Here is an 18,391-nt window from a genome sequence, read left to right as displayed (position 1 = left end):
AATATGAGCTTTGATTTAGACGAAGATATCCTACAGGACTTTTTAATTGAAGCTGGGGAAATTTTAGAGTTGCTTTCGGAGCAGCTCGTTGAGCTAGAGCGTAATCCTGATGATTCAGATTTACTGAATGCTATTTTCCGTGGATTTCACACAGTAAAAGGCGGTGCTGGTTTTCTTTCTTTAGCTGAACTCGTTGATGCGTGCCACGGTGCGGAAAACGTGTTCGACTTATTGCGAACTGGTAAACGAAAGATAACACCTGAACTGATGGATGTTATTCTTGAAGCGTTAGATGCCATCAACATCATGTTTGGGCAAGTTCAAGAGAGTAAGCCATTAGACCCAGCAAAGCCGAGTCTACTTGAAGCGATGCACCGTTTCAGTCAGGCGCCCACTGCGGAAGAACTGACTCAGCCAATTGTTGCTGCTGAACCAGCTCCTGTTGTCGAAACACCCGTGTTATCACCTGTAACGCCACCAGTCTCTCAGAGTAATACATCTGCTATGGCTGGTGATTCAGTCGATGATATGACACAAGACGAATTTGATCGGCTGCTTGATGAACTTCACGGCCAAGGTATGAGCCCAACCGCTAGCCTTGATGTGCCAGACTCAGCACCAGCTGCTGGCATTAGTGTGATTTCTCAAATTCAAGCAGAAAGCGGTGATATCACTGATGATGAATTTGAACGTTTACTGGATGAACTGCATGGTGTTGGGAACAGCCCTGTATTGAATCAAACTACGATGCCAGAATCGACGGCCAAGCCGATTCCCGTTGCAGTAGCTCCAATAGAGGTAGGTGCTAGCGATGATGATTTAATGTCAGATGATGAATTTGAACGTCTGTTAGATGAATTACATGGTAGTGGTAAAGGTCCGTCAGAAGAAGAATTAGAAGCTGCGACTAAATCTATTGAAACAATGATAGCTGAAAGTAATACGCCAGCTGTTACTCAACCATTATCTATTATGCCTACTGCACAGGTAGTTGCTGAAGCGGTGATTTCTCAGCCAGTTGCTGAACGTAAATCTCAGCAAGTTATGCCTGAAAAAGTAAAACCGAAAGCCCAAGCAGATTCAACTGTGCGTGTAGAAACCTCAACGCTTGATAACATTATGAATATGGTGGGTGAGCTTGTTTTGGTTAGAAACCGTTTAGTCAGTTTAGGGCTAAACAATAATGACGAAGACATGTCAAAAGCGGTAGCTAACCTTGATGTAGTCACGGCTGATCTACAAGGTGCGGTAATGAAAACCCGCATGCAACCAATCAAGAAAGTCTTTGGTCGATTCCCACGCGTCGTACGAGATTTAGCACGTACCTTAAAGAAAGACATCGTGTTGGAAATGCGTGGTGAAGACACCGATCTTGATAAAAATTTGGTTGAAGCACTAGCGGATCCATTGGTTCACTTGGTGCGAAACTCTGTCGATCATGGTATCGAAATGCCAGATGTTCGTGCAAAAACAGGTAAGCCTCTTGTCGGTACTGTCTTACTATCAGCGTCTCAAGAAGGTGATCACATATTGCTGACCATTGAAGATGATGGTGGTGGTATGGATGCTGACAGATTACGTGCAATTGCAGTCGAACGTGGTGTGATGGATGCCGATTCAGCCTCTCGAATATCAGATAACGAAGCCTATAACCTGATCTTTGCACCGGGGTTCTCGACCAAAAAAGAGATTTCAGATATCTCGGGTCGTGGTGTGGGTATGGACGTTGTTAAAACAGCGATTAACCAATTAAATGGTTCAATTTATATTGATTCCGCCTTAGGAAAAGGCACCCGAATTGATATTAAAGTTCCATTGACTCTAGCCATACTTCCGACCTTGATGGTTGGCGTTTCTGAACAGCCTTTTGCATTGCCTTTAGCGAGTGTGAATGAGATCTTCCATTTAGATCTGCGTAAAACGAATAAAGTCGATGGGCAATTAACCATCATTGTGCGTGATAAAGCGATTCCACTGTTTTACCTCCAAGATTGGTTGTCGGGTAGTAGAGCAGCGATGAAGAGCGATCGTGTACATGGCCATGTTGTTATCGTGCAGATTGGTCACCAGCGTGTAGGCTTTGTGGTCGATACGTTAATTGGTCAAGAAGAAGTCGTGATAAAGCCTCTTGATGATTTACTTCAAGGTACGCCAGGTATGGCAGGTGCAACCATTACAAGTGATGGTCATATTGCACTTATTCTTGATGTGCCCAATTTATTAAAGCATTACGCTGGCAACTAATTAATCTGATCACTCATTATTATAATGTTAGGGGCAAGGCAATGCCCCTAACCATTAAGATCAGGTAGATACGGGATTATAACTACATGACAGTTAAAGTTTTGGTGGTGGACGATTCCAGTTTTTTCCGTCGCCGAGTAAGTGAAATTATTAATGCAGATCCTCGTTTAGAGGTAATCGGCAATGCGGTTAATGGCAAAGAAGCTGTTGAATTAGTACAGAAACTGCAACCAGACGTTATTACCATGGACATTGAAATGCCTGTAATGGATGGCATTACAGCGGTTCGGGAAATAATGAAGGTACTGCCTACGCCTATTCTAATGTTTTCATCGCTAACCCAGGAAGGGGCAAAGGCGACACTGGATGCATTAGATGCGGGTGCTTTAGACTTCTTGCCTAAGAAATTTGAAGATATTGCACGCAATCGCGATGAAGCAATTAGTCTGTTGCAAAAGCGTGTCGGCGAGTTAGCACGTAAACGCATGTTTATGCGCCGCCCGCTAAGAACGACACCCGCTGTTGCGCCTGTTAGCCGACATTCAGCACCTGTCAATGCGGCATTAACTCGCGAAGCTGCTTTAACTACAGCAGCGCGAACAACAACGGCTCGCGTAACGCCGACTTCGACGACTCGACAAACGATGCACTCTGCCGTAGCCGCGAAGCCAATGGCGCGCTTTAAAGCATCGGGTAAGAAATACCAATTGATGGCAATAGGTACGTCGACGGGAGGGCCTGTTGCATTGCAAAAAATATTAACGCAATTGCCTGCAAACTTTCCGTATCCAATTGTGTTAGTTCAACACATGCCAGCAACGTTTACTGCTGCATTTGCTGCTCGTTTGAATAATCTGAGCAAAATTAGTGTGAAAGAAGCAGAAGACGGCGATACATTGCGTGCTGGTGTCGCTTATTTAGCACCAGGTGGCAAGCAAATGATGCTTGAAGGTAGACCTGGTTCTGCCCGCCTTCGCATATTGGATGGCGGCGATCGCATGAACTATAAACCGTGTGTGGATGTGACATTTGGCTCTGCGGCTAAAGTTTATAGCGATAAAGTATTGTCGATGATCCTTACTGGTATGGGGGCTGATGGGCGTGAAGGTGCGCGAATGTTAAAAACGCATGGTTCAACCGTTTGGGCACAAGATGAAGAAAGTTGTGTGGTTTACGGTATGCCGCAAGCTGTTGCAAAAGCCGGTATCTCAACGGAAGATTTACCATTAGAACGTTTTGCTGAACGTATTTTAGTGGAAGTTGGACTGTAAGGAGTCGGCTTTGAAAATCTGGAGCATTGCTAATCAAAAGGGTGGTGTCGGTAAAACGACCACGACAGTCACTCTTGCTGGTTTATTAAGTGAGCGGCAAAAACGTGTGTTATTAGTCGACACCGATCCGCATGCTTCGTTGACAACATATTTAAAGTTTGATTCGGACTCTTTGCCTGCAAGTCTTTTCGATTTATTTCAGTTGCCTGAGGTGACTCGAAGCGCAGTACAGCCTTTGATTCTTAATACAGCGTTTGAAAATATTGATATTATTCCGGCTCACATGTCTCTGGCGACCTTAGATCGCGTAATGGGAAGTCGTGGTGGTATGGGGTTAGTGCTTAAAAAAGCCTTGAATAGCCTAATCGACGATTATGATTATGTCTTGATTGATTGCCCTCCGGTATTAGGGGTAATGATGGTGAATGCATTAGCGGCCAGTGATCGTATTTTGATCCCCGTTCAAACCGAATTTCTAGCCATGAAAGGGCTTGAACGTATGATGCGAACACTACAGATTATGCAAAAGTCACGTCCATCAGGTTTTAAGGTAAGCATTGTGCCCACGATGTACGACAAACGTACACGCGCCTCATTGCAGACATTACAAGAATTAAAAATGCGCTTTCCTGATCAAATATGGGCATCAGCAGTACCGATAGATACGAAGTTTCGTGATGCAAGTATGAAGCATATGCCACCGTCACTGTTTGCGCGTAATTGTCGTGGTGTTTTTGCGTATAAAACATTATTAAATTATTTAGAGCGGTTGGATCAAGATGAACGATAAAAGTCGTTTATCCAGTGAACAAGCGCTGGATGATTATTTTAATGATTTACTGGTAGAGTCTTCTGTTGTTGAAGATGACGTCGTCTCTGATGAAACTAGTATTCCGTTTGATTTTGAGCAACTGGCTGAATCGAGAGATAACGATACTGGTACTCAATTAGAGTCAGCATCTTCTGCTTTAGCTGAGCAACCTATTTTAGTCGATGTAGAACGCAGGTCGAAAAAAACACATCAAGGGCTAGACTGGACATCTGCATCAAAACCAGAGCCAGTGCTCACAGTAAGAGCACAACCTGCAAGTCTTAGTGAACAGGTATTACTTGAATCACCTCGCGCTTTTGAAAAAGAGGCATCGTGTGACGAACATTTTGCAGAATTGGATAGTGTTCAGCGATTGTTGAGTCAAATGACATCGATATCGACAGACTCTGATACTGATACTGATACTGATACTGAGACTGAGACTGAGACTGAGACTGAGGTTGAGGTTGAGGTTGAAACTGAGGTTGAAATAGAAACAGAGCGTGTCAGTACCGCAGAGATCGACGCAGAATCACTGACGGTGACACAACAAGATACGCAATGTGCTACCTCTGATGATATTGACATCGTCACAAGTGAATTAATATCTGAAAAAACTGAAACTGAAACTGAAACTGAAACTGATACAGATATTGCTGTTCAAGTGGAAGCTGGTGGCGAGCAACCACCAGAGCAATGGCATCAGTTAGATAAAGAAAAAGATTTTCAAGCGTTATTTTTTGAAGTCTGTGGTGTTACCTTTGCGGTGGCATTGACTGAGCTTGGTGGTATCCATCAAATGATGGACTTAAACCGTCTAATGGGGCGGCCAGCTTGGTATCTTGGCTTGCTTACCAGCAAAGAGCAGCAATTCGATGTGGTTGATACTGCTCGCTGGGTGATGGCAGACAAACTGCAAAATGACGATTATAAAGATGATTTTAGTTATATCGTGATGTTAGGTGACAGTAAATGGGGTTTGGCTTGTGATAAGCTCCATGGAACTGAAGTACTGACTTCACAAAGTGTTCGGTGGAGGGAGAAGGCGGGAAAACGCCCTTGGCTTGCCGGTATGGTTAAAGAAAAAATGTGTGCTCTAATTCATGTTAATGCTCTCATCTCGATGTTAAATGAGGGGTTAGATGTTAAAAGTATTGTATGAGCGTGAGACTAAAAGGAAACAGTATGTCGCAGGTTAGCGTAGCCGAGATCCAAAAAGAAGACGGCACCGATCAAGTTTTACAATGGGTTACTTTCCAGTTGGAATCAGAAACCTATGGTATTAATGTAATGCAGGTACGTGAAGTATTACGTTATTCAGAAATTGCGCCTGTACCCGGTGCACCTGATTATGTGATAGGTATTATTAATTTACGTGGTAATGTTGTCACAGTGATCGACACGCGTTCTCGCTTTGGTTTAATGCCGGGTGAAATTTCTGATAATACCCGTATTGTGATTATTGAAGCTGACAAGCAAGTGATTGGTATTTTAGTCGATAGTGTAGCGGAAGTTGTTTATCTACGTAGCTCTGAAATTGATAGCACGCCGAGTGTTGGTACGGAAGAGAGCTCGAAATTCATTCAAGGCGTAAGTAACCGTGACGGAGAGCTACTTATTCTCGTTGATCTGAATAAATTATTATCAGATGACGAATGGGACGAGATGGCCTACTTATAATGCTTAGCCAGATTATGCCTTGGCTACCTGTTGCGTTTTCGCTGGTTACAATTATTTTTACGATTGTTATGGTGCGCAGAGAACGCGCAGCTCGCCAAGCGTTAGAAATGAAATTTTCAGCGATTGAAGTTGTGCTAAAAAATGCCCGTCAACAGCAAGAAAGCTTTTCTAAACAATTTAACGAATTGCGCGCTGGTACGATGGGTATGAGCCAAAAGATGGCAGATATGGCACAGCAGCTTGAAGATCTTTCAGATCGACAAGGTGAGATGGCGATGCAAGATCCTGAAGGTAAGCTCTATAGCCGAGCCAGTAAAATGGTTGAGTTGGGTGCTGACGTTAATGAGCTCATGCAAGAGTGTGATTTACCTAAAGCGGAAGCAGAATTATTGCTTCGACTTCAGCAGAAAATGACACCGCCAAGGCGTAGATAATCGCATCTAATTACTCATTGATAATGAACGTTAATGTGATATGAATAATTAAAACCTCTCCCTCTTGGGAGGGGTTTTTTCGTTTATAGCGATATGGTATTGGTATAAGTGCAGAATTCAAGTAAGAAACAGATGAGTCGCGGAATTATTATTTTTAGGACTTTCTTGCTTTGTGTCCAAATAAATTGATTTTACGCTAATATTTTAATAGGACTTTATTACGGTTCTGAACGATCTAGCTAGTTTATAAATATAAAAATGATGCATTAGTATTCGGTAGTGACTTCCTTAATTTGCAACTTCTGTAGGTAAGTGTAAAGGAATGTTTCTTGTTGGTTTAACATTTGAATTCGTGAATGCAGTTGTTATTCAAATTACATGTTGCAGTAACGTTAATCGATTGAGATTTGACAAAAAAAACGTATAAGATTGCACCTTTTTAGGTTGCTGTTGTCTATCTTTATTGGCGTTTTTTACGATAGGGGTCGTTGTGGTGTGAAAGATGCGTACCCACATCACATTTACTTAGGTTTATCCGAAATCTATGCAACGTAGCGTCTAACAAAAATGAAGGCCGATGTGGTAATATGCGAGATTAATTGTGTCACTTAGGATGCATCATTTCATATGCTGTCAGTAGAAGAGCTAAGTTGTGTTCGCGATGAGCGTGTACTGTTTGATAATTTGAGTTTTACGATTTCTTCTGGAGAGCTAATCCAAGTAGAAGGCCACAACGGTGCCGGTAAAACCACATTATTAAGAATTATTGCTGGTTTAGGGCGTGCTGATAGTGGGCAGGTATGCTGGAAAAGTGAAGGTATTGAGTCTGCTCGTGAAGATTATTATCAAGACTTGTTGTTTTTAGGACACCAAACAGGTGTGAAGCGAGAGCTGACAGCTTACGAAAATTTAGCATTCTTTCAAGCCATGCATAATGAAAGTATTGACCAAGACATGAGTGGAAAGCCCCCCGTGCTTGGTGATGAAAGCTTATGGCAAGCGTTAGCACAAGTTGGTCTTGCTGGGCGTGAAGATGTACTTGCTGGGCAATTATCTGCGGGGCAACAACGGCGTGTTGCACTCGCAAGATTATGGATTAGCAACCATAAATTATGGATTCTTGATGAACCTCTTACTGCCATTGATAAGCAAGGTGTAAAAGTGTTAGAAAGCCTGTTCCTTTCTCATGTAGAACGAGGGGGTATTGTTTTGCTGACAACACACCAAGATATGTTTGCAGACAGCAACCATTTACGAAAAATCAAGCTAGGGCAGTAACAAGGATGATAAAAGCTATTACTCAAGTGGTGCGACGTGAATTACTCATCGCGTTTCGACGTCAAGCTGACGTTTTTAATCCACTGTGGTTCTTCATCATCGTGATTACGTTATTTCCGTTAAGCGTTGGTCCAGAGCCGAATTTATTAGCGCGTATTGCGCCTGGCATAGTATGGGTTGCAGCGTTACTGGCTGCATTGTTGTCACTAGAGCGTTTATTTCGTGATGATTTTGTCGACGGTTCGCTAGAGCAAATGTTACTAATGCCGACACCTTTACCAGCATTAGCGTTAGCGAAAATGATCGCACATTGGTTGTTAACGGGTGTGCCGTTGTTGATTATTAGCCCGCTGTTAGCGATTTTATTGTCGTTAGACTGGGTAACTTGGAAAGCGGTCGTACTGACATTACTTATCGGTACCCCTACATTGAGCTTTTTAGGTGCCATCGGTGTAGCACTAACAGTTGGTTTGAGAAAAGGTGGCGTTTTACTGAGCCTGCTTATCTTGCCGTTGTATATACCTGTGCTTATCTTTGCAACCTCAGCGATTGAAGCGGCAAGTTTAGGTATGGCATATAATGGGCAACTCGCGTTAATGGGGGCAATGTTGGTGGGTTCGGCAACCTTATCGCCTTTCGCTGTGGCGGCATCTTTACGTATAAGTGTGAATTAACGAATATTGAATTTATGAGGGAGAACCATTTATTGAGCAAAGACAATGAATGGTGAATCAGAAGTGTAAATAGCCAAACAGAGGTATTTATCTTTTAATCTCTAGCATGAAAGATGCATTTAGATTTGCAACGTACTTACAACTATAAACTGAATAGAGTGGACTTATGTGGAAGTGGTTACATCCCTACGCTAAAGCTGAAAATTGCTACCGCTTATGCGGCAAGCTATTACCATGGTTTTCTATTATTGCCTTTTCCTCTCTGATTGTAGGATCTATATGGGGGTTAATGTTCGCACCTACAGATTATCAGCAAGGTGATAGTTTCCGTATCATCTATTTGCATGTACCTGCCGCAATGTTGTCGATGGGGGCATATTTATCAATGGCCATTGCTGCATTTATTGGTCTGGTATGGCAAGTGAAAATGTCTGATATGGCTGCTGCAGCCATGGCACCTATTGGCGCTGTTTTTACCTTTATAGCCTTACTAACTGGCGCTATCTGGGGCAAGCCTATGTGGGGTGCTTGGTGGGTATGGGATGCGCGTTTAACATCAGAACTCATTCTTCTTTTCTTATATCTTGGTGTTATTGCACTTTATAGTGCGTTTGATGATCAAAAAACAGCGGCAAAAGCAGCGGGTATTTTAGCGATTGTTGGTGTGATTAACCTACCAATTATTCACTACTCGGTTGAGTGGTGGAATACGCTGCATCAAGGTGCAACGATTAGCAAATTTGAAAAGCCATCAATGGATTCCAGCATGCTCTGGCCTTTACTGATCAATGTGATTGGTTTCGGATGTTTCTTTGGTGCTGTGACGTTAGTACGTCTCCGTAATGAAATTATTGCCCGTGAAAGTCATCGACCTTGGGTACGTAACTTAGTGAAGTGAGGCCAAGATGCATTTTGAATCATTCAGTGACTTTTTAGCGATGGGAGGGTATGCATCTTATGTATGGGGTGCATACGGAATTTCGACTATCGCATTACTATGGGTTTTATTGTCGAGCCTAAATAGAAGAAAGCGCCTACTGGCGGATATACATAATAAAATGGCTCGAGAGCAACGAATTGAAGAAGCTAAAAAATTGGAGAACACACTATGAATCCGAGACGTAAAAAGCGCCTGACGTTAGCTGTAGCGCTTGTCTTTGGCCTCGGCGCAACAATTGGTCTAATGCTATACGCATTAAGCCAAAATATGGATTTGTTTTATACACCAACAGAGTTAGTGCAGGGCAAGCCAGATGGTACGAAGCCAGAGATCGGTCAACGCTTACGAATTGGCGGCATGGTGGTTGAAGGGTCTGTAAAGCGTGACCCACAATCATTAATCGTTAGATTTGATGTTGCTGATGTTGGTCCTGCTGTCACGATTACCTATAACGGTATTCTGCCTGATCTATTCCGCGAAGGGCAGGGCATTGTTGCTCAAGGTGTGTTGGTTAATCCTACAACGATTGAAGCGCATGAAGTGTTAGCAAAACACGATGAAGAGTATATGCCACCAGAAATTGCTGAAGCGATGAAGAAGACGCATGAACCTCTTCAATATTCAGATGAACAAAAACAAGGTAGTGTTCAATGATTCCTGAAATAGGGCAATTTGCCCTTATTGTTGCGTTGGGGCTATCAGCTTTGGCCAGCATCTATCCATTGTATGGTGCCTCTATTGGTAATCAGCCAATGATGCGTATGGCACGACCGTTGTCATACGGCGCTTTCGGCATGCTGGTATTGTCGTTTTTTGCCTTGTGTTGGTCTTTCTATACAAACGATTTTACGGTGACGTATGTCGCGAGTAATTCAAACAGCTTATTGCCTTGGTATTACCGAGTTACGGCCGTATGGGGTGGGCACGAAGGTTCCCTTCTATTATGGGTATTGATTCAAGCTGGTTGGGCTGCAGCTGTTGCGCGCTTTAGCCGCGATATGCCTCTTGAATCTGTGGCGCGTGTTTTGGCTGTTATGGGAATGATTTCAGTGGGTTTCCTTCTGTTTATCATTGTTACCTCTAACCCATTCTTACGTCTACTGCCTTATTTCCCTGTAGATGGTCGCGATCTTAATCCTCTTCTACAAGACCCAGGTTTGATTATTCACCCGCCTATGCTTTACATGGGATACGTGGGTTTCTCTGTTGCATTCTCTTTTGCGATTGCTTCATTAATGACTGGTCGTCTTGATACTGCATGGGCTCGTTGGTCTCGCCCTTGGACAATTGCAGCATGGTCATTTTTAACAGTAGGTATCGCACTAGGTTCGTGGTGGGCTTACTATGAACTTGGCTGGGGTGGCTGGTGGTTCTGGGATCCAGTAGAAAATGCTTCTTTCATGCCTTGGTTGGCAGGTACTGCGTTAATGCATTCATTAGCGGTTACCGAGAAACGTGGCACGTTTAAAGCGTGGACCGTTTTATTAGCTATTTCAGCTTTTTCTTTAAGCTTGTTAGGTACGTTCTTAGTTCGTTCAGGTGTTTTAGTCTCGGTTCACGCATTTGCGTCTGATCCGGCTCGTGGCATGTTTATTCTAGGCTTCTTGATCGTTGTTATTGGTGGTTCATTACTACTGTACGCATTACGCGGTGGCAAAATTAAATCACGCGGTAGTTACAGTTTGTTCTCCCGCGAAAATTTACTGCTTTCCAACAACATTTTGTTAATAGCAGCATTGTTAGTGGTACTTATCGGTACATTACTACCATTAGTGCACAAGCAAATTGGTTTAGGTTCCGTCTCGATTGGTGTGCCTTTCTTCAATACCTTGTTTACATGGTTAATGATTCCGTTTGCCTTTCTTTTAGGTATCGGTCCGTTGGTTCGTTGGAAGCGTGACGAAGTCGCTAATGTACGTAAACCAATGCTGATTTCTGGTGCAATAACGTTACCTTTAGCCTTTGCATGTATTGCTATTTTTACTGATTCATTAGAACCAATGGCTGTACTTGGTTTAACAATGTCTATTTGGATCGTCACAATGCACGGCTTTGAGTTATATCAACGTGCAACACACCGTCATAGCTTTATGACCGGCTTAGGTAAGTTGGGTCGTAGTCACTGGGCAATGATATTGGGCCATATGGGTCTAGCGGTATCGGTTATCGGTATAACACTCGTATCGAATTACGATCTAGAGCGTGATGTTCGTTTAGCACCAGGTGAAACAACGCAAGTTCAAGGTTACGATTTCTACTTTGACGGCTTACGTGATGCTGATGGGCCAAATTACGATGGTTACATTGCAGACTTTACTGTTACGCGTAATGGTAAGTCGGTAACGACATTGCATGCTGAGAAACGCTTCTACAGTACTGCTGGGTCAATGATGACTGAAGCGGCTATTGATAGTGGTGTTACCCGCGACCTGTATGTTGCGATGGGTGAAAAACTGGATGATCACGCTTGGGCTGTGCGTATTTACTACAAACCGTTTATTAATTGGATCTGGTTTGGTGCCGCATTAATGGGGCTTGGTGGTGCAATTGCAATTAGTGATAAACGCTACCGTTTTCGTAAAAAAGCAAGTGAGAAAACAGGGTCAACAATTAAGCAAGCAGAGGTAACTAATGAATAAGAAAATTTTATTTATACCTTTGGCGTTGTTTTTAGCATTAGCTGTTATTTTCATGATTCAACTTACACGTAATGCGGGTGGCGACGATCCGACAAAACTAGAATCTGTGCTAGTGGGTAAACCTGTACCAAACTTTAAACTAGAAGACTTGGTCGAAGCGGGTAAACTTTACGAGCAAGACATTTTTAAAGGTGAGCCACTACTGTTGAATGTATGGGCAACGTGGTGTCCTACCTGTTATGCCGAGCATAAATACCTTAATGAGTTAGCAGGCCAAGGGGTTAAAATTATTGGCTTGAACTACAAAGACGAACGTCTAAAAGCAGTTCAATGGCTTAATGAGTTAGGTAACCCTTACATTCATAGTTTGTTCGATGGTAACGGTATGTTAGGAATGGATTTAGGTGTATATGGTGCACCAGAAACATTCCTTATCGATGCTAAAGGTATTGTTCGTTATCGTCATGTTGGTGATGTAAACCCACGAAACTGGGCTGAAACATTAGAACCAATGTTTAAAGCACTTCAAGAGGAAGCGAAAGGATGATGAAACGTGTGATTGCCATGTTTTTTGCTTTTGGCTTAATCGTTACTTCAGCACTACCCGCTTTAGCATCTATTGATGTTTATAAGTTTAACAGTGCTAAAGAAGAGAAAACGTTTCAAGATCTGACAGCAACTCTTCGTTGCCCTAAGTGCCAGAACAATACGATTGCCGATTCTAACGCGACATTGGCGCAAGATATGCGTCAAAAAGTGTTTGAAATGTTAGAAGAAGGCAAGAGTAAACAAGAAGTTATTGACTACATGATTGCGCGTTACGGTAACTTCGTAACATATGATCCACCGTTGATGGCTTCTACCTTAGTTCTGTGGATGGGACCTTTCTTATTCATCCTTGTTGGTTTCACTGTGTTAGTTGTTCGCTCTCGTAAGACTGAAGATGCGAAGAGTAAAATTAAGCTGGCTGCAGATGAAGAAGTACGTCTCAAAGAATTATTAAATGAGATGGAGCAGCAAGAAAAAGCGGATCAACACCCTCAGAATAAAAACGGTAAGGTGAAATCATGACACTGTTTTGGATTGTAACAGTTATTTTGGTTTTAATTGCAGGCGCTATTTTTGTTATTCCTATGTACAAAGGGAAAGAACAAGACGATGTAGCTAGCCGTGATGAACTGAATAAAGCTTTCTTTAAAGATCGTATTAGCGAACTAGAGGAAGAAAACAGTGAAGGCTTGGTCGTTAATCAAGATGAGCTGGTTTCTGAACTGCAACAGTCATTACTTGATGATGTACCTATGCAGGCGAAACAACAAGCCGTTGGAATTAGCCCATTAATGGTGCTTCCTGGTCTGATTTTGCTTGTGGGTATCTGTTACGGCATGTACTTAAGCGTGGGCAGCTTGAATAAAGTTGAAGCTTGGCAAGAGACGGTATCGCGTTTACCTGACCTGTCAAAGCGTTTAATGGATGATCAAAATGCAGAACCGTTAAGTGATCAAGAAATGGATGACTTAACACTAGCTTTGCGTACTCGTTTACACGATACCCCAAATGATGCGACTGGTTGGCTATTACTGGGGCGTATTGGCATGGCGAACCGTGATGCTGAAACGTCACAAGGTGCAATGCTTCGTGCTTATAAGCTTGATCCTGGCAACCCTGAAATTAAGGTAGGTTACGCGCAAACGCTTATGTTGGTTGGTGATCCTAACCAAGGTGACTTTGCTCGTCAGATACTGCGTTCAGTCGTGCAGCGCGATCCAAGTGATGTTCGTGCATTGTCATTACTTGCCTTTGATGCTTTTGAGCGAAATGAGTACCAGCAGGCAGTGTCATATTGGACCATGATGAAAAATGTCATAGGGGAGAATGATCCGCGCGCAAATATGTTGACTCGTAGTATTGAGCGAGCACAAGCACGTATTGATAAAGTGAGTACGGTAGATGTTTCAGGTGGTAGTGTAACTGATAAAGTGAGTGCGGTTGATGTTCCAGCTGATAGTGTAACGGTTAATGTTGCGCTCGATCCTGCTGTATTATTACCGGCACAAGGTTTCCTTATTCTTTCAGTTCATTCTGCTGATGGTGCACCTATGCCGATTGCAGCTCGTCGTATGCCGCTTTCATCTCAGTTCCCTATAACGGTAACGCTAGATGATAAAGACAGTATGATTCCAGAGCGTAAGATGTCGTCTTTATCTGAAATGATTGTGAAAGCACGAATTGATTCAGATGGAAATGTGATGACAAAGCAAGGCGATTGGTACGGACAAAGTGATGTATTATCGTTAGGTACTTCTACTATTGTGACAATAAATAAACAATATCAATAACATTACTGGCACAAATGAAGCAGGCTGGATATCATTATCCAGCCTGCTTTTTTATATCAATGAGTAACCACTTGACTAAGAATATTATTTTTTCTGTTTTGCTTACAGCTAGCCTAGTCGGTTGTGCTGATACGCCTGAGAATCAGGAAAAAGAAACAGTACCAACAAATGTTGCAGAACAGATTAATGCTGAAGAATTCGAATCGGTAAATGATGTGTATGACCCATTAGAAGGGTTCAACCGTGTAATGTGGGATTTAAATTATGATTATCTTGACCCATATTTAGCACGACCTATTTCCCTGGCATATGTTGATTACACGCCCAATCCTGTTCGGTTAGGTATTGCTAACTTTTTCGCAAACCTTGATGAACCTGCGAGCATGGTAAATAGCTTTATTATGCAAAACCCTGAAGATGCGGTTGCTCATTTCAACCGTTTTTGGATTAATACTGTGTTTGGTATTGCAGGCTTGATCGATATTGCTTCTGCCGCGGATATTCCTCCCCCTAGCAGTCGCGCTTTTGGTGACTCATTAGGTTACTACGGTGTTGGTAATGGGCCGTATTTTATGGTGCCGTTTTATGGCCCCGTTACCTTACGTGAAGGTGTTGGTGATGCTGCCGATGGTCTTTATTTACCACTAAGTTTACTCACGTTTTGGCAGAGTTTAGGTAAGTGGGCATTTGAAGGCATGGAAGATCGTGCAGCGTTAGTTAAGCAAGAGTCGTTACTAGAAGATTCTCCTGATCCTTATGTATTTACTCGTGATGCTTATATCCAGCATAAAAACTTCAGAGCGACTGGTGGCGAAACTCCCGTTGATGAAGCTGAAAATGAAGAACAGTTTGATGATTATTTAGATGAAATAGACGATTACTAAATGTAAGTGCCCAGAGTTTTAGTATCTAAAAGCAGAGATATTGATGGGTTAAAAAAAGCGACCAAATCGGTCGCTTTTTTATAAATCACTTTAAAGTTAATGCTTGCTGATTTTTAGAAGCGGTAGCTTGCTTGTACACCCACTAGCCATATGTTACCAGTGGTTTCACCTTTAAATTGTCCAAGGCTTGGATCCACTTCGTTCATTGGTGCATCTTTGGCAAAGATGTACGTGAAGCCTGCATCAAGTGTTAGGTTTTGTGACCAGTTGTAGCCAGCACCCATACTCAGCCATAGGCGGTCAGTTTCTGGAATCGTTTGTGTACGGTGCTCATCACTTACTGCTGATGTATCGTAAGCAATACCTGAGCGCAGCACGAGCTTGTTCGTGTATTGGTAAGTTGTACCCACAGCTAAGCGGTAGTTGTCTTCCCAGTTTTCTTCTTTAATCAGGTCAGGATCATTACCGTATAGCGATGGGATTTTAGCTTCCAACTTGTCGAAGCTGCTCCAATCTGTCCAGTTAAAACTAGCGTGTACCGCAATCTTATTCGTTAATTGGTGAAAGCTCGCAATTTCTGCTGTTGCAGGTAAAGTTAATGCCATGCTACCCGCGTAACTTGCGCTTGGCTTTTTACCTTTTTTTAGTGCTTCGAGGTCGTAAATAGCCCCAGAAGCACTACCTGTTAAGTTCAACTCAACTTCAGAACGGTAGTTGAAACCAATGCGGTTATTTTTATTGATTTGCCATGCGGCACCCGCCTGCCAACCCCACGCTGTATCATCACCTTCCATGTACTTCAGGTCTGCGCCTTTAGGTACTGTAACTCCTGGAGCAAGTGGCATGTCAGAAGATGCAGCTGCACCAAAGTGACCCTCTCCCATAACGTAACGGATACCACCACCAACACTAAACTGCTCATTGATTTTGTAAGCAATGTTTGGGTTAATTTCAATCGACATTACTTTCGCTTGGTTACCAAATTGCGTAGCAAGATAATCACCTGCCAATTCAGTTTCCATACCGTAGTTAGTACCGAACGCTAAACCTAAAAATACCTTGTCGTTAAGTTGGTGAGATAGGTAGAAGTTAGGAATAACGGCTGAGTTTGCAATATTGCTGGCTTTGGTTTGTGTGCCATTTACTTCGCCTTCAACATCGATATTTGGATCGACATAAATAGCTCCAATAGAGAACTGTGTACCCTCAAGGTAAGTCAGCATTGCTGGGTTGCGAAATTGTGCTCCAGCATTGTCTGCCATTGCAGCTTCACCAGCAAACGCACGGCCTAAGCCTGTTGCTGAATATTCTGCAAGTTGAAAACCAGCCGCCATTGTATTGGCACTCATGCCCAGTATTAACGCTGCTGCTAAAGATAATGTTATTTTATTCTTATTCATTGTTCTGCTTTGTTCGCTGAATTCTAATACCGCGAATAATACTACTTAGAGTAAATACTTCATTTCTTTATTCGTTATAGCGCACTAATTGGACATTTATGCTGATTAATCGAAAGTTAGTGGTGATAATGCGATGAAATTAGCATCAATGATTTTTTAATAATGATAATTGAGCGTACACGTGTGTATGTAAAAGCGTGTTTCAGCGTTCAACTGTACTCTGAAAGTGAGAGGTGATTGATTGTTATTTGGTAGGAATATGCCTTTAGTGCCTATAAACAAGGCGTTAAATTGATAATAAAAAAGGGAGCCTAAGGCTCCCTTAATAATATAGTCAGTTATATGTTCGCTGGAATTAGAACGAACGGCTGTACTGAATACCGTATAGCAATGCGTTTGCACGAGTCGTTGCCGAAATAGTTGTTCCGACTGGTGATACTTCATTTACATCAACGTCTTTACCCATTAGGTAGGTTAGACCGAAATCAATGTTAGATTTTGCATCTAGGTGGTAAGTAAAGCCACCTGAGAACCATTGACGATCGGAATCTGGTACAGAAATCGATGTTTTTTGATCTTGTGCGCTGGTGTCATACATATAACCAGTACGTAAAGTCCAATCGTTATTTAGGTAGTAAGTGCCACCTAACGCATAGTGCCAGCCGTCTTTCCATTCGTAAGTGTTAAGAACATCACCACCAGTGGTTTCTAGTTTGTCGAATGAGCTCCAACCAATCCATTGTACGCTATAGTGGACTGCAAATTTGTCGTTTAATTTGTGGAAACCAGAGAACTCTGCCATATCAGGTAGTGGCATTTTTAATTTGTCGTTACTGATATCTGGGTTGCCGCTTGTTGAGCCTGCAAAGGACATGTCACCTTCAGTTTCTAGTTCTGGGCTATAGCGGTAAGATAAACCAAAGCGGTTGCGGTCATCTAGCTCAAATACCGTACCTACGTTCCAACCCACACCAACACCGTCAGCATCAACATCAAGTAGATTTATTTTCTGTTCAGCTGTTGGTGGACCAACTTTAACAGAGCGCTTCAATTTTCCTGAACCATAGACAACATCTAATCCACCACCAACACTCCATTGTTGGTTGATACGGTATGAAGCGCTTAATGCAAAGTTTACACTCTTAACATCAGTTAACCCACCAAATTCATTGGCAGCATAGTCATCACTAAATTCAGTTTTTGTACCAAAATTAGAGTAAATTCCAGCACCTACTGCCCATTGGTCATTTATTGGGTGAATATAATAAATATTCGGAACTAAAGTTGAATCACCAACAGACTGATCATCCAGTGAACCTGAATTTGCAGAGCGGGGATTTGAATACTGGGCATTTTTAATATTAATGTCCGTATCAATAACGTTAAGACCTAACGAGATTGCAGGCGCATCGAATAAAGACATTGCCGCGGCGTTACGTGACATTACTGATGCGTTATCAGCAATAACGGCGTCACCAGCAAATGCGCGACCAAGGCCAGTTGCTGATTGTGCGTTAAGTTGGAAACCAGCAGAAAGAGCTTGCTGAGATGTTAGTGTGATTGCTGCAGCAATCATCGTTTTAGTAAACAGACGCTTCTTGTTCATATTTATTATTATTCCTAATCATTTACACTGCATGTCTATCTATATTGATAGATCGCGGATGATTGTAAGAGTGTTAGCCTATCTATCAAATCTGACCAGTTGTTAGTTTGTTGATTGTTATAGATAAGTTAATGCTTGACGAGGGGGATTGTACATAAATTGAGTGGAATGGTGGATGAGCAATCGCCAAA

The 18,391-nt window shown here is 42.5% G+C and carries 18 protein-coding genes; 16 read left to right on the top strand and 2 right to left on the bottom strand.

What is annotated here, in order from left to right:
* Window positions 1-3: 3 nt before the first annotated feature.
* The 16 genes from C9J12_RS01645 (at window position 4) to C9J12_RS01570 (ending at window position 15,194) form a co-directional block, all read left to right on the top strand.
* A complete protein-coding gene (locus C9J12_RS01645; RefSeq protein WP_107241111.1) occupies window positions 4-2,244 on the top strand; it encodes a chemotaxis protein CheA in 2,241 nt (746 codons plus the stop codon).
* 86 nt (window positions 2,245-2,330) lie between these two features.
* Complete coding sequence (locus tag C9J12_RS01640) at window positions 2,331-3,515, top strand: protein-glutamate methylesterase/protein-glutamine glutaminase (protein ID WP_107241110.1); 1,185 nt, start codon at window positions 2,331-2,333, stop codon at window positions 3,513-3,515.
* Between the two features lie 10 nt (window positions 3,516-3,525).
* On the top strand, window positions 3,526-4,305 hold the full coding sequence (locus C9J12_RS01635; protein WP_107241109.1) for a ParA family protein: 780 nt from the start codon (window positions 3,526-3,528) through the stop codon (window positions 4,303-4,305).
* Window positions 4,295-5,488: a chemotaxis protein CheW gene (locus C9J12_RS01630; RefSeq protein WP_107241108.1), complete on the top strand. Its 1,194-nt coding sequence runs from the start codon at window positions 4,295-4,297 to the stop codon at window positions 5,486-5,488. Before C9J12_RS01635 ends, C9J12_RS01630 begins: the two co-directional genes overlap by 11 nt.
* 23 nt (window positions 5,489-5,511) lie before the next feature.
* The gene (locus tag C9J12_RS01625; protein WP_006230992.1) at window positions 5,512-6,006 is read left to right on the top strand and encodes a chemotaxis protein CheW; all 495 of its coding nucleotides are present in this window, start codon (window positions 5,512-5,514) and stop codon (window positions 6,004-6,006) included.
* On the top strand, window positions 6,006-6,440 hold the full coding sequence (locus C9J12_RS01620) for a DUF2802 domain-containing protein (protein ID WP_107241107.1): 435 nt from the start codon (window positions 6,006-6,008) through the stop codon (window positions 6,438-6,440). Before C9J12_RS01625 ends, C9J12_RS01620 begins: the two co-directional genes overlap by 1 nt.
* 627 nt (window positions 6,441-7,067) lie before the next feature.
* Complete coding sequence (ccmA, locus tag C9J12_RS01615) at window positions 7,068-7,718, top strand: cytochrome c biogenesis heme-transporting ATPase CcmA (RefSeq protein ID WP_107241106.1); 651 nt, start codon at window positions 7,068-7,070, stop codon at window positions 7,716-7,718.
* 5 nt (window positions 7,719-7,723) lie between these two features.
* On the top strand, window positions 7,724-8,392 hold the full coding sequence (gene ccmB / locus C9J12_RS01610) for a heme exporter protein CcmB (RefSeq protein ID WP_107241105.1): 669 nt from the start codon (window positions 7,724-7,726) through the stop codon (window positions 8,390-8,392).
* A gap of 166 nt (window positions 8,393-8,558) precedes the next feature.
* A complete protein-coding gene (locus tag C9J12_RS01605) occupies window positions 8,559-9,290 on the top strand; it encodes a heme ABC transporter permease (RefSeq protein ID WP_107241104.1) in 732 nt (243 codons plus the stop codon).
* Between the two features lie 7 nt (window positions 9,291-9,297).
* Window positions 9,298-9,504: a heme exporter protein CcmD gene (gene ccmD / locus C9J12_RS01600; protein ID WP_107241103.1), complete on the top strand. Its 207-nt coding sequence runs from the start codon at window positions 9,298-9,300 to the stop codon at window positions 9,502-9,504.
* Window positions 9,501-9,986 (top strand): cytochrome c maturation protein CcmE, encoded by a 486-nt coding sequence (gene ccmE, locus C9J12_RS01595; RefSeq protein WP_107241102.1) that lies wholly within the window; start codon window positions 9,501-9,503, stop codon window positions 9,984-9,986. Before ccmD ends, ccmE begins: the two co-directional genes overlap by 4 nt.
* Window positions 9,983-11,971 carry a heme lyase CcmF/NrfE family subunit gene (locus C9J12_RS01590; RefSeq protein WP_107241101.1) on the top strand — a complete coding sequence of 663 codons (1,989 nt, stop codon included), beginning with the start codon at window positions 9,983-9,985 and terminating at the stop codon, window positions 11,969-11,971. Before ccmE ends, C9J12_RS01590 begins: the two co-directional genes overlap by 4 nt.
* On the top strand, window positions 11,964-12,518 hold the full coding sequence (locus C9J12_RS01585) for a DsbE family thiol:disulfide interchange protein (RefSeq protein ID WP_041393942.1): 555 nt from the start codon (window positions 11,964-11,966) through the stop codon (window positions 12,516-12,518). Before C9J12_RS01590 ends, C9J12_RS01585 begins: the two co-directional genes overlap by 8 nt.
* Window positions 12,515-13,042 carry a cytochrome c-type biogenesis protein gene (locus C9J12_RS01580; protein WP_107241100.1) on the top strand — a complete coding sequence of 176 codons (528 nt, stop codon included), beginning with the start codon at window positions 12,515-12,517 and terminating at the stop codon, window positions 13,040-13,042. Before C9J12_RS01585 ends, C9J12_RS01580 begins: the two co-directional genes overlap by 4 nt.
* On the top strand, window positions 13,039-14,310 hold the full coding sequence (gene ccmI, locus C9J12_RS01575) for a c-type cytochrome biogenesis protein CcmI (RefSeq protein WP_107241099.1): 1,272 nt from the start codon (window positions 13,039-13,041) through the stop codon (window positions 14,308-14,310). The genes C9J12_RS01580 and ccmI overlap by 4 nt, the downstream gene beginning before the upstream one ends.
* A gap of 71 nt (window positions 14,311-14,381) precedes the next feature.
* Window positions 14,382-15,194: an MlaA family lipoprotein gene (locus C9J12_RS01570; protein WP_407675667.1), complete on the top strand. Its 813-nt coding sequence runs from the start codon at window positions 14,382-14,384 to the stop codon at window positions 15,192-15,194.
* Window positions 15,195-15,307: 113 nt separating this feature from the next.
* Here C9J12_RS01570 and C9J12_RS01565 read toward each other — a convergent pair whose 3' ends face one another.
* Window positions 15,308-16,594: an outer membrane protein transport protein gene (locus tag C9J12_RS01565; protein WP_107241097.1), complete on the bottom strand. Its 1,287-nt coding sequence runs from the start codon at window positions 16,592-16,594 to the stop codon at window positions 15,308-15,310.
* A gap of 355 nt (window positions 16,595-16,949) precedes the next feature.
* Window positions 16,950-18,200: an outer membrane protein transport protein gene (locus C9J12_RS01560; RefSeq protein ID WP_107241096.1), complete on the bottom strand. Its 1,251-nt coding sequence runs from the start codon at window positions 18,198-18,200 to the stop codon at window positions 16,950-16,952.
* Window positions 18,201-18,391: the final 191 nt, after the last annotated feature.

It is taken from the genome of Photobacterium frigidiphilum, from assembly GCF_003025615.1.
GTDB classification, from domain to species: Bacteria; Pseudomonadota; Gammaproteobacteria; order Enterobacterales; family Vibrionaceae; genus Photobacterium; species Photobacterium frigidiphilum.
This window is presented reverse-complemented; position numbering and strand designations above follow the sequence as displayed.

Bases quoted from the DNA above. Each gene is read 5' to 3' on its own strand.
- C9J12_RS01620 (WP_107241107.1), top strand. From the start codon at position 6,006: ATGCTTAGCCAGATTATGCCTTGGCTACCTGTTGCGTTTTCGCTGGTT.
- C9J12_RS01580 (WP_107241100.1), top strand. From the start codon at position 12,515: ATGATGAAACGTGTGATTGCCATGTTTTTTGCTTTTGGCTTAATCGTT.
- ccmB (WP_107241105.1), top strand. From the start codon at position 7,724: ATGATAAAAGCTATTACTCAAGTGGTGCGACGTGAATTACTCATCGCG.
- C9J12_RS01625 (WP_006230992.1), top strand. From the start codon at position 5,512: ATGTCGCAGGTTAGCGTAGCCGAGATCCAAAAAGAAGACGGCACCGAT.
- C9J12_RS01565 (WP_107241097.1), bottom strand. From the start codon at position 16,594: ATGAATAAGAATAAAATAACATTATCTTTAGCAGCAGCGTTAATACTG.
- ccmI (WP_107241099.1), top strand. From the start codon at position 13,039: ATGACACTGTTTTGGATTGTAACAGTTATTTTGGTTTTAATTGCAGGC.
- C9J12_RS01590 (WP_107241101.1), top strand. From the start codon at position 9,983: ATGATTCCTGAAATAGGGCAATTTGCCCTTATTGTTGCGTTGGGGCTA.
- C9J12_RS01585 (WP_041393942.1), top strand. From the start codon at position 11,964: ATGAATAAGAAAATTTTATTTATACCTTTGGCGTTGTTTTTAGCATTA.
- C9J12_RS01605 (WP_107241104.1), top strand. From the start codon at position 8,559: ATGTGGAAGTGGTTACATCCCTACGCTAAAGCTGAAAATTGCTACCGC.
- C9J12_RS01560 (WP_107241096.1), bottom strand. From the start codon at position 18,200: ATGAACAAGAAGCGTCTGTTTACTAAAACGATGATTGCTGCAGCAATC.
- ccmA (WP_107241106.1), top strand. From the start codon at position 7,068: ATGCTGTCAGTAGAAGAGCTAAGTTGTGTTCGCGATGAGCGTGTACTG.
- ccmD (WP_107241103.1), top strand. From the start codon at position 9,298: ATGCATTTTGAATCATTCAGTGACTTTTTAGCGATGGGAGGGTATGCA.
- C9J12_RS01640 (WP_107241110.1), top strand. From the start codon at position 2,331: ATGACAGTTAAAGTTTTGGTGGTGGACGATTCCAGTTTTTTCCGTCGC.
- ccmE (WP_107241102.1), top strand. From the start codon at position 9,501: ATGAATCCGAGACGTAAAAAGCGCCTGACGTTAGCTGTAGCGCTTGTC.
- C9J12_RS01630 (WP_107241108.1), top strand. From the start codon at position 4,295: ATGAACGATAAAAGTCGTTTATCCAGTGAACAAGCGCTGGATGATTAT.
- C9J12_RS01645 (WP_107241111.1), top strand. From the start codon at position 4: ATGAGCTTTGATTTAGACGAAGATATCCTACAGGACTTTTTAATTGAA.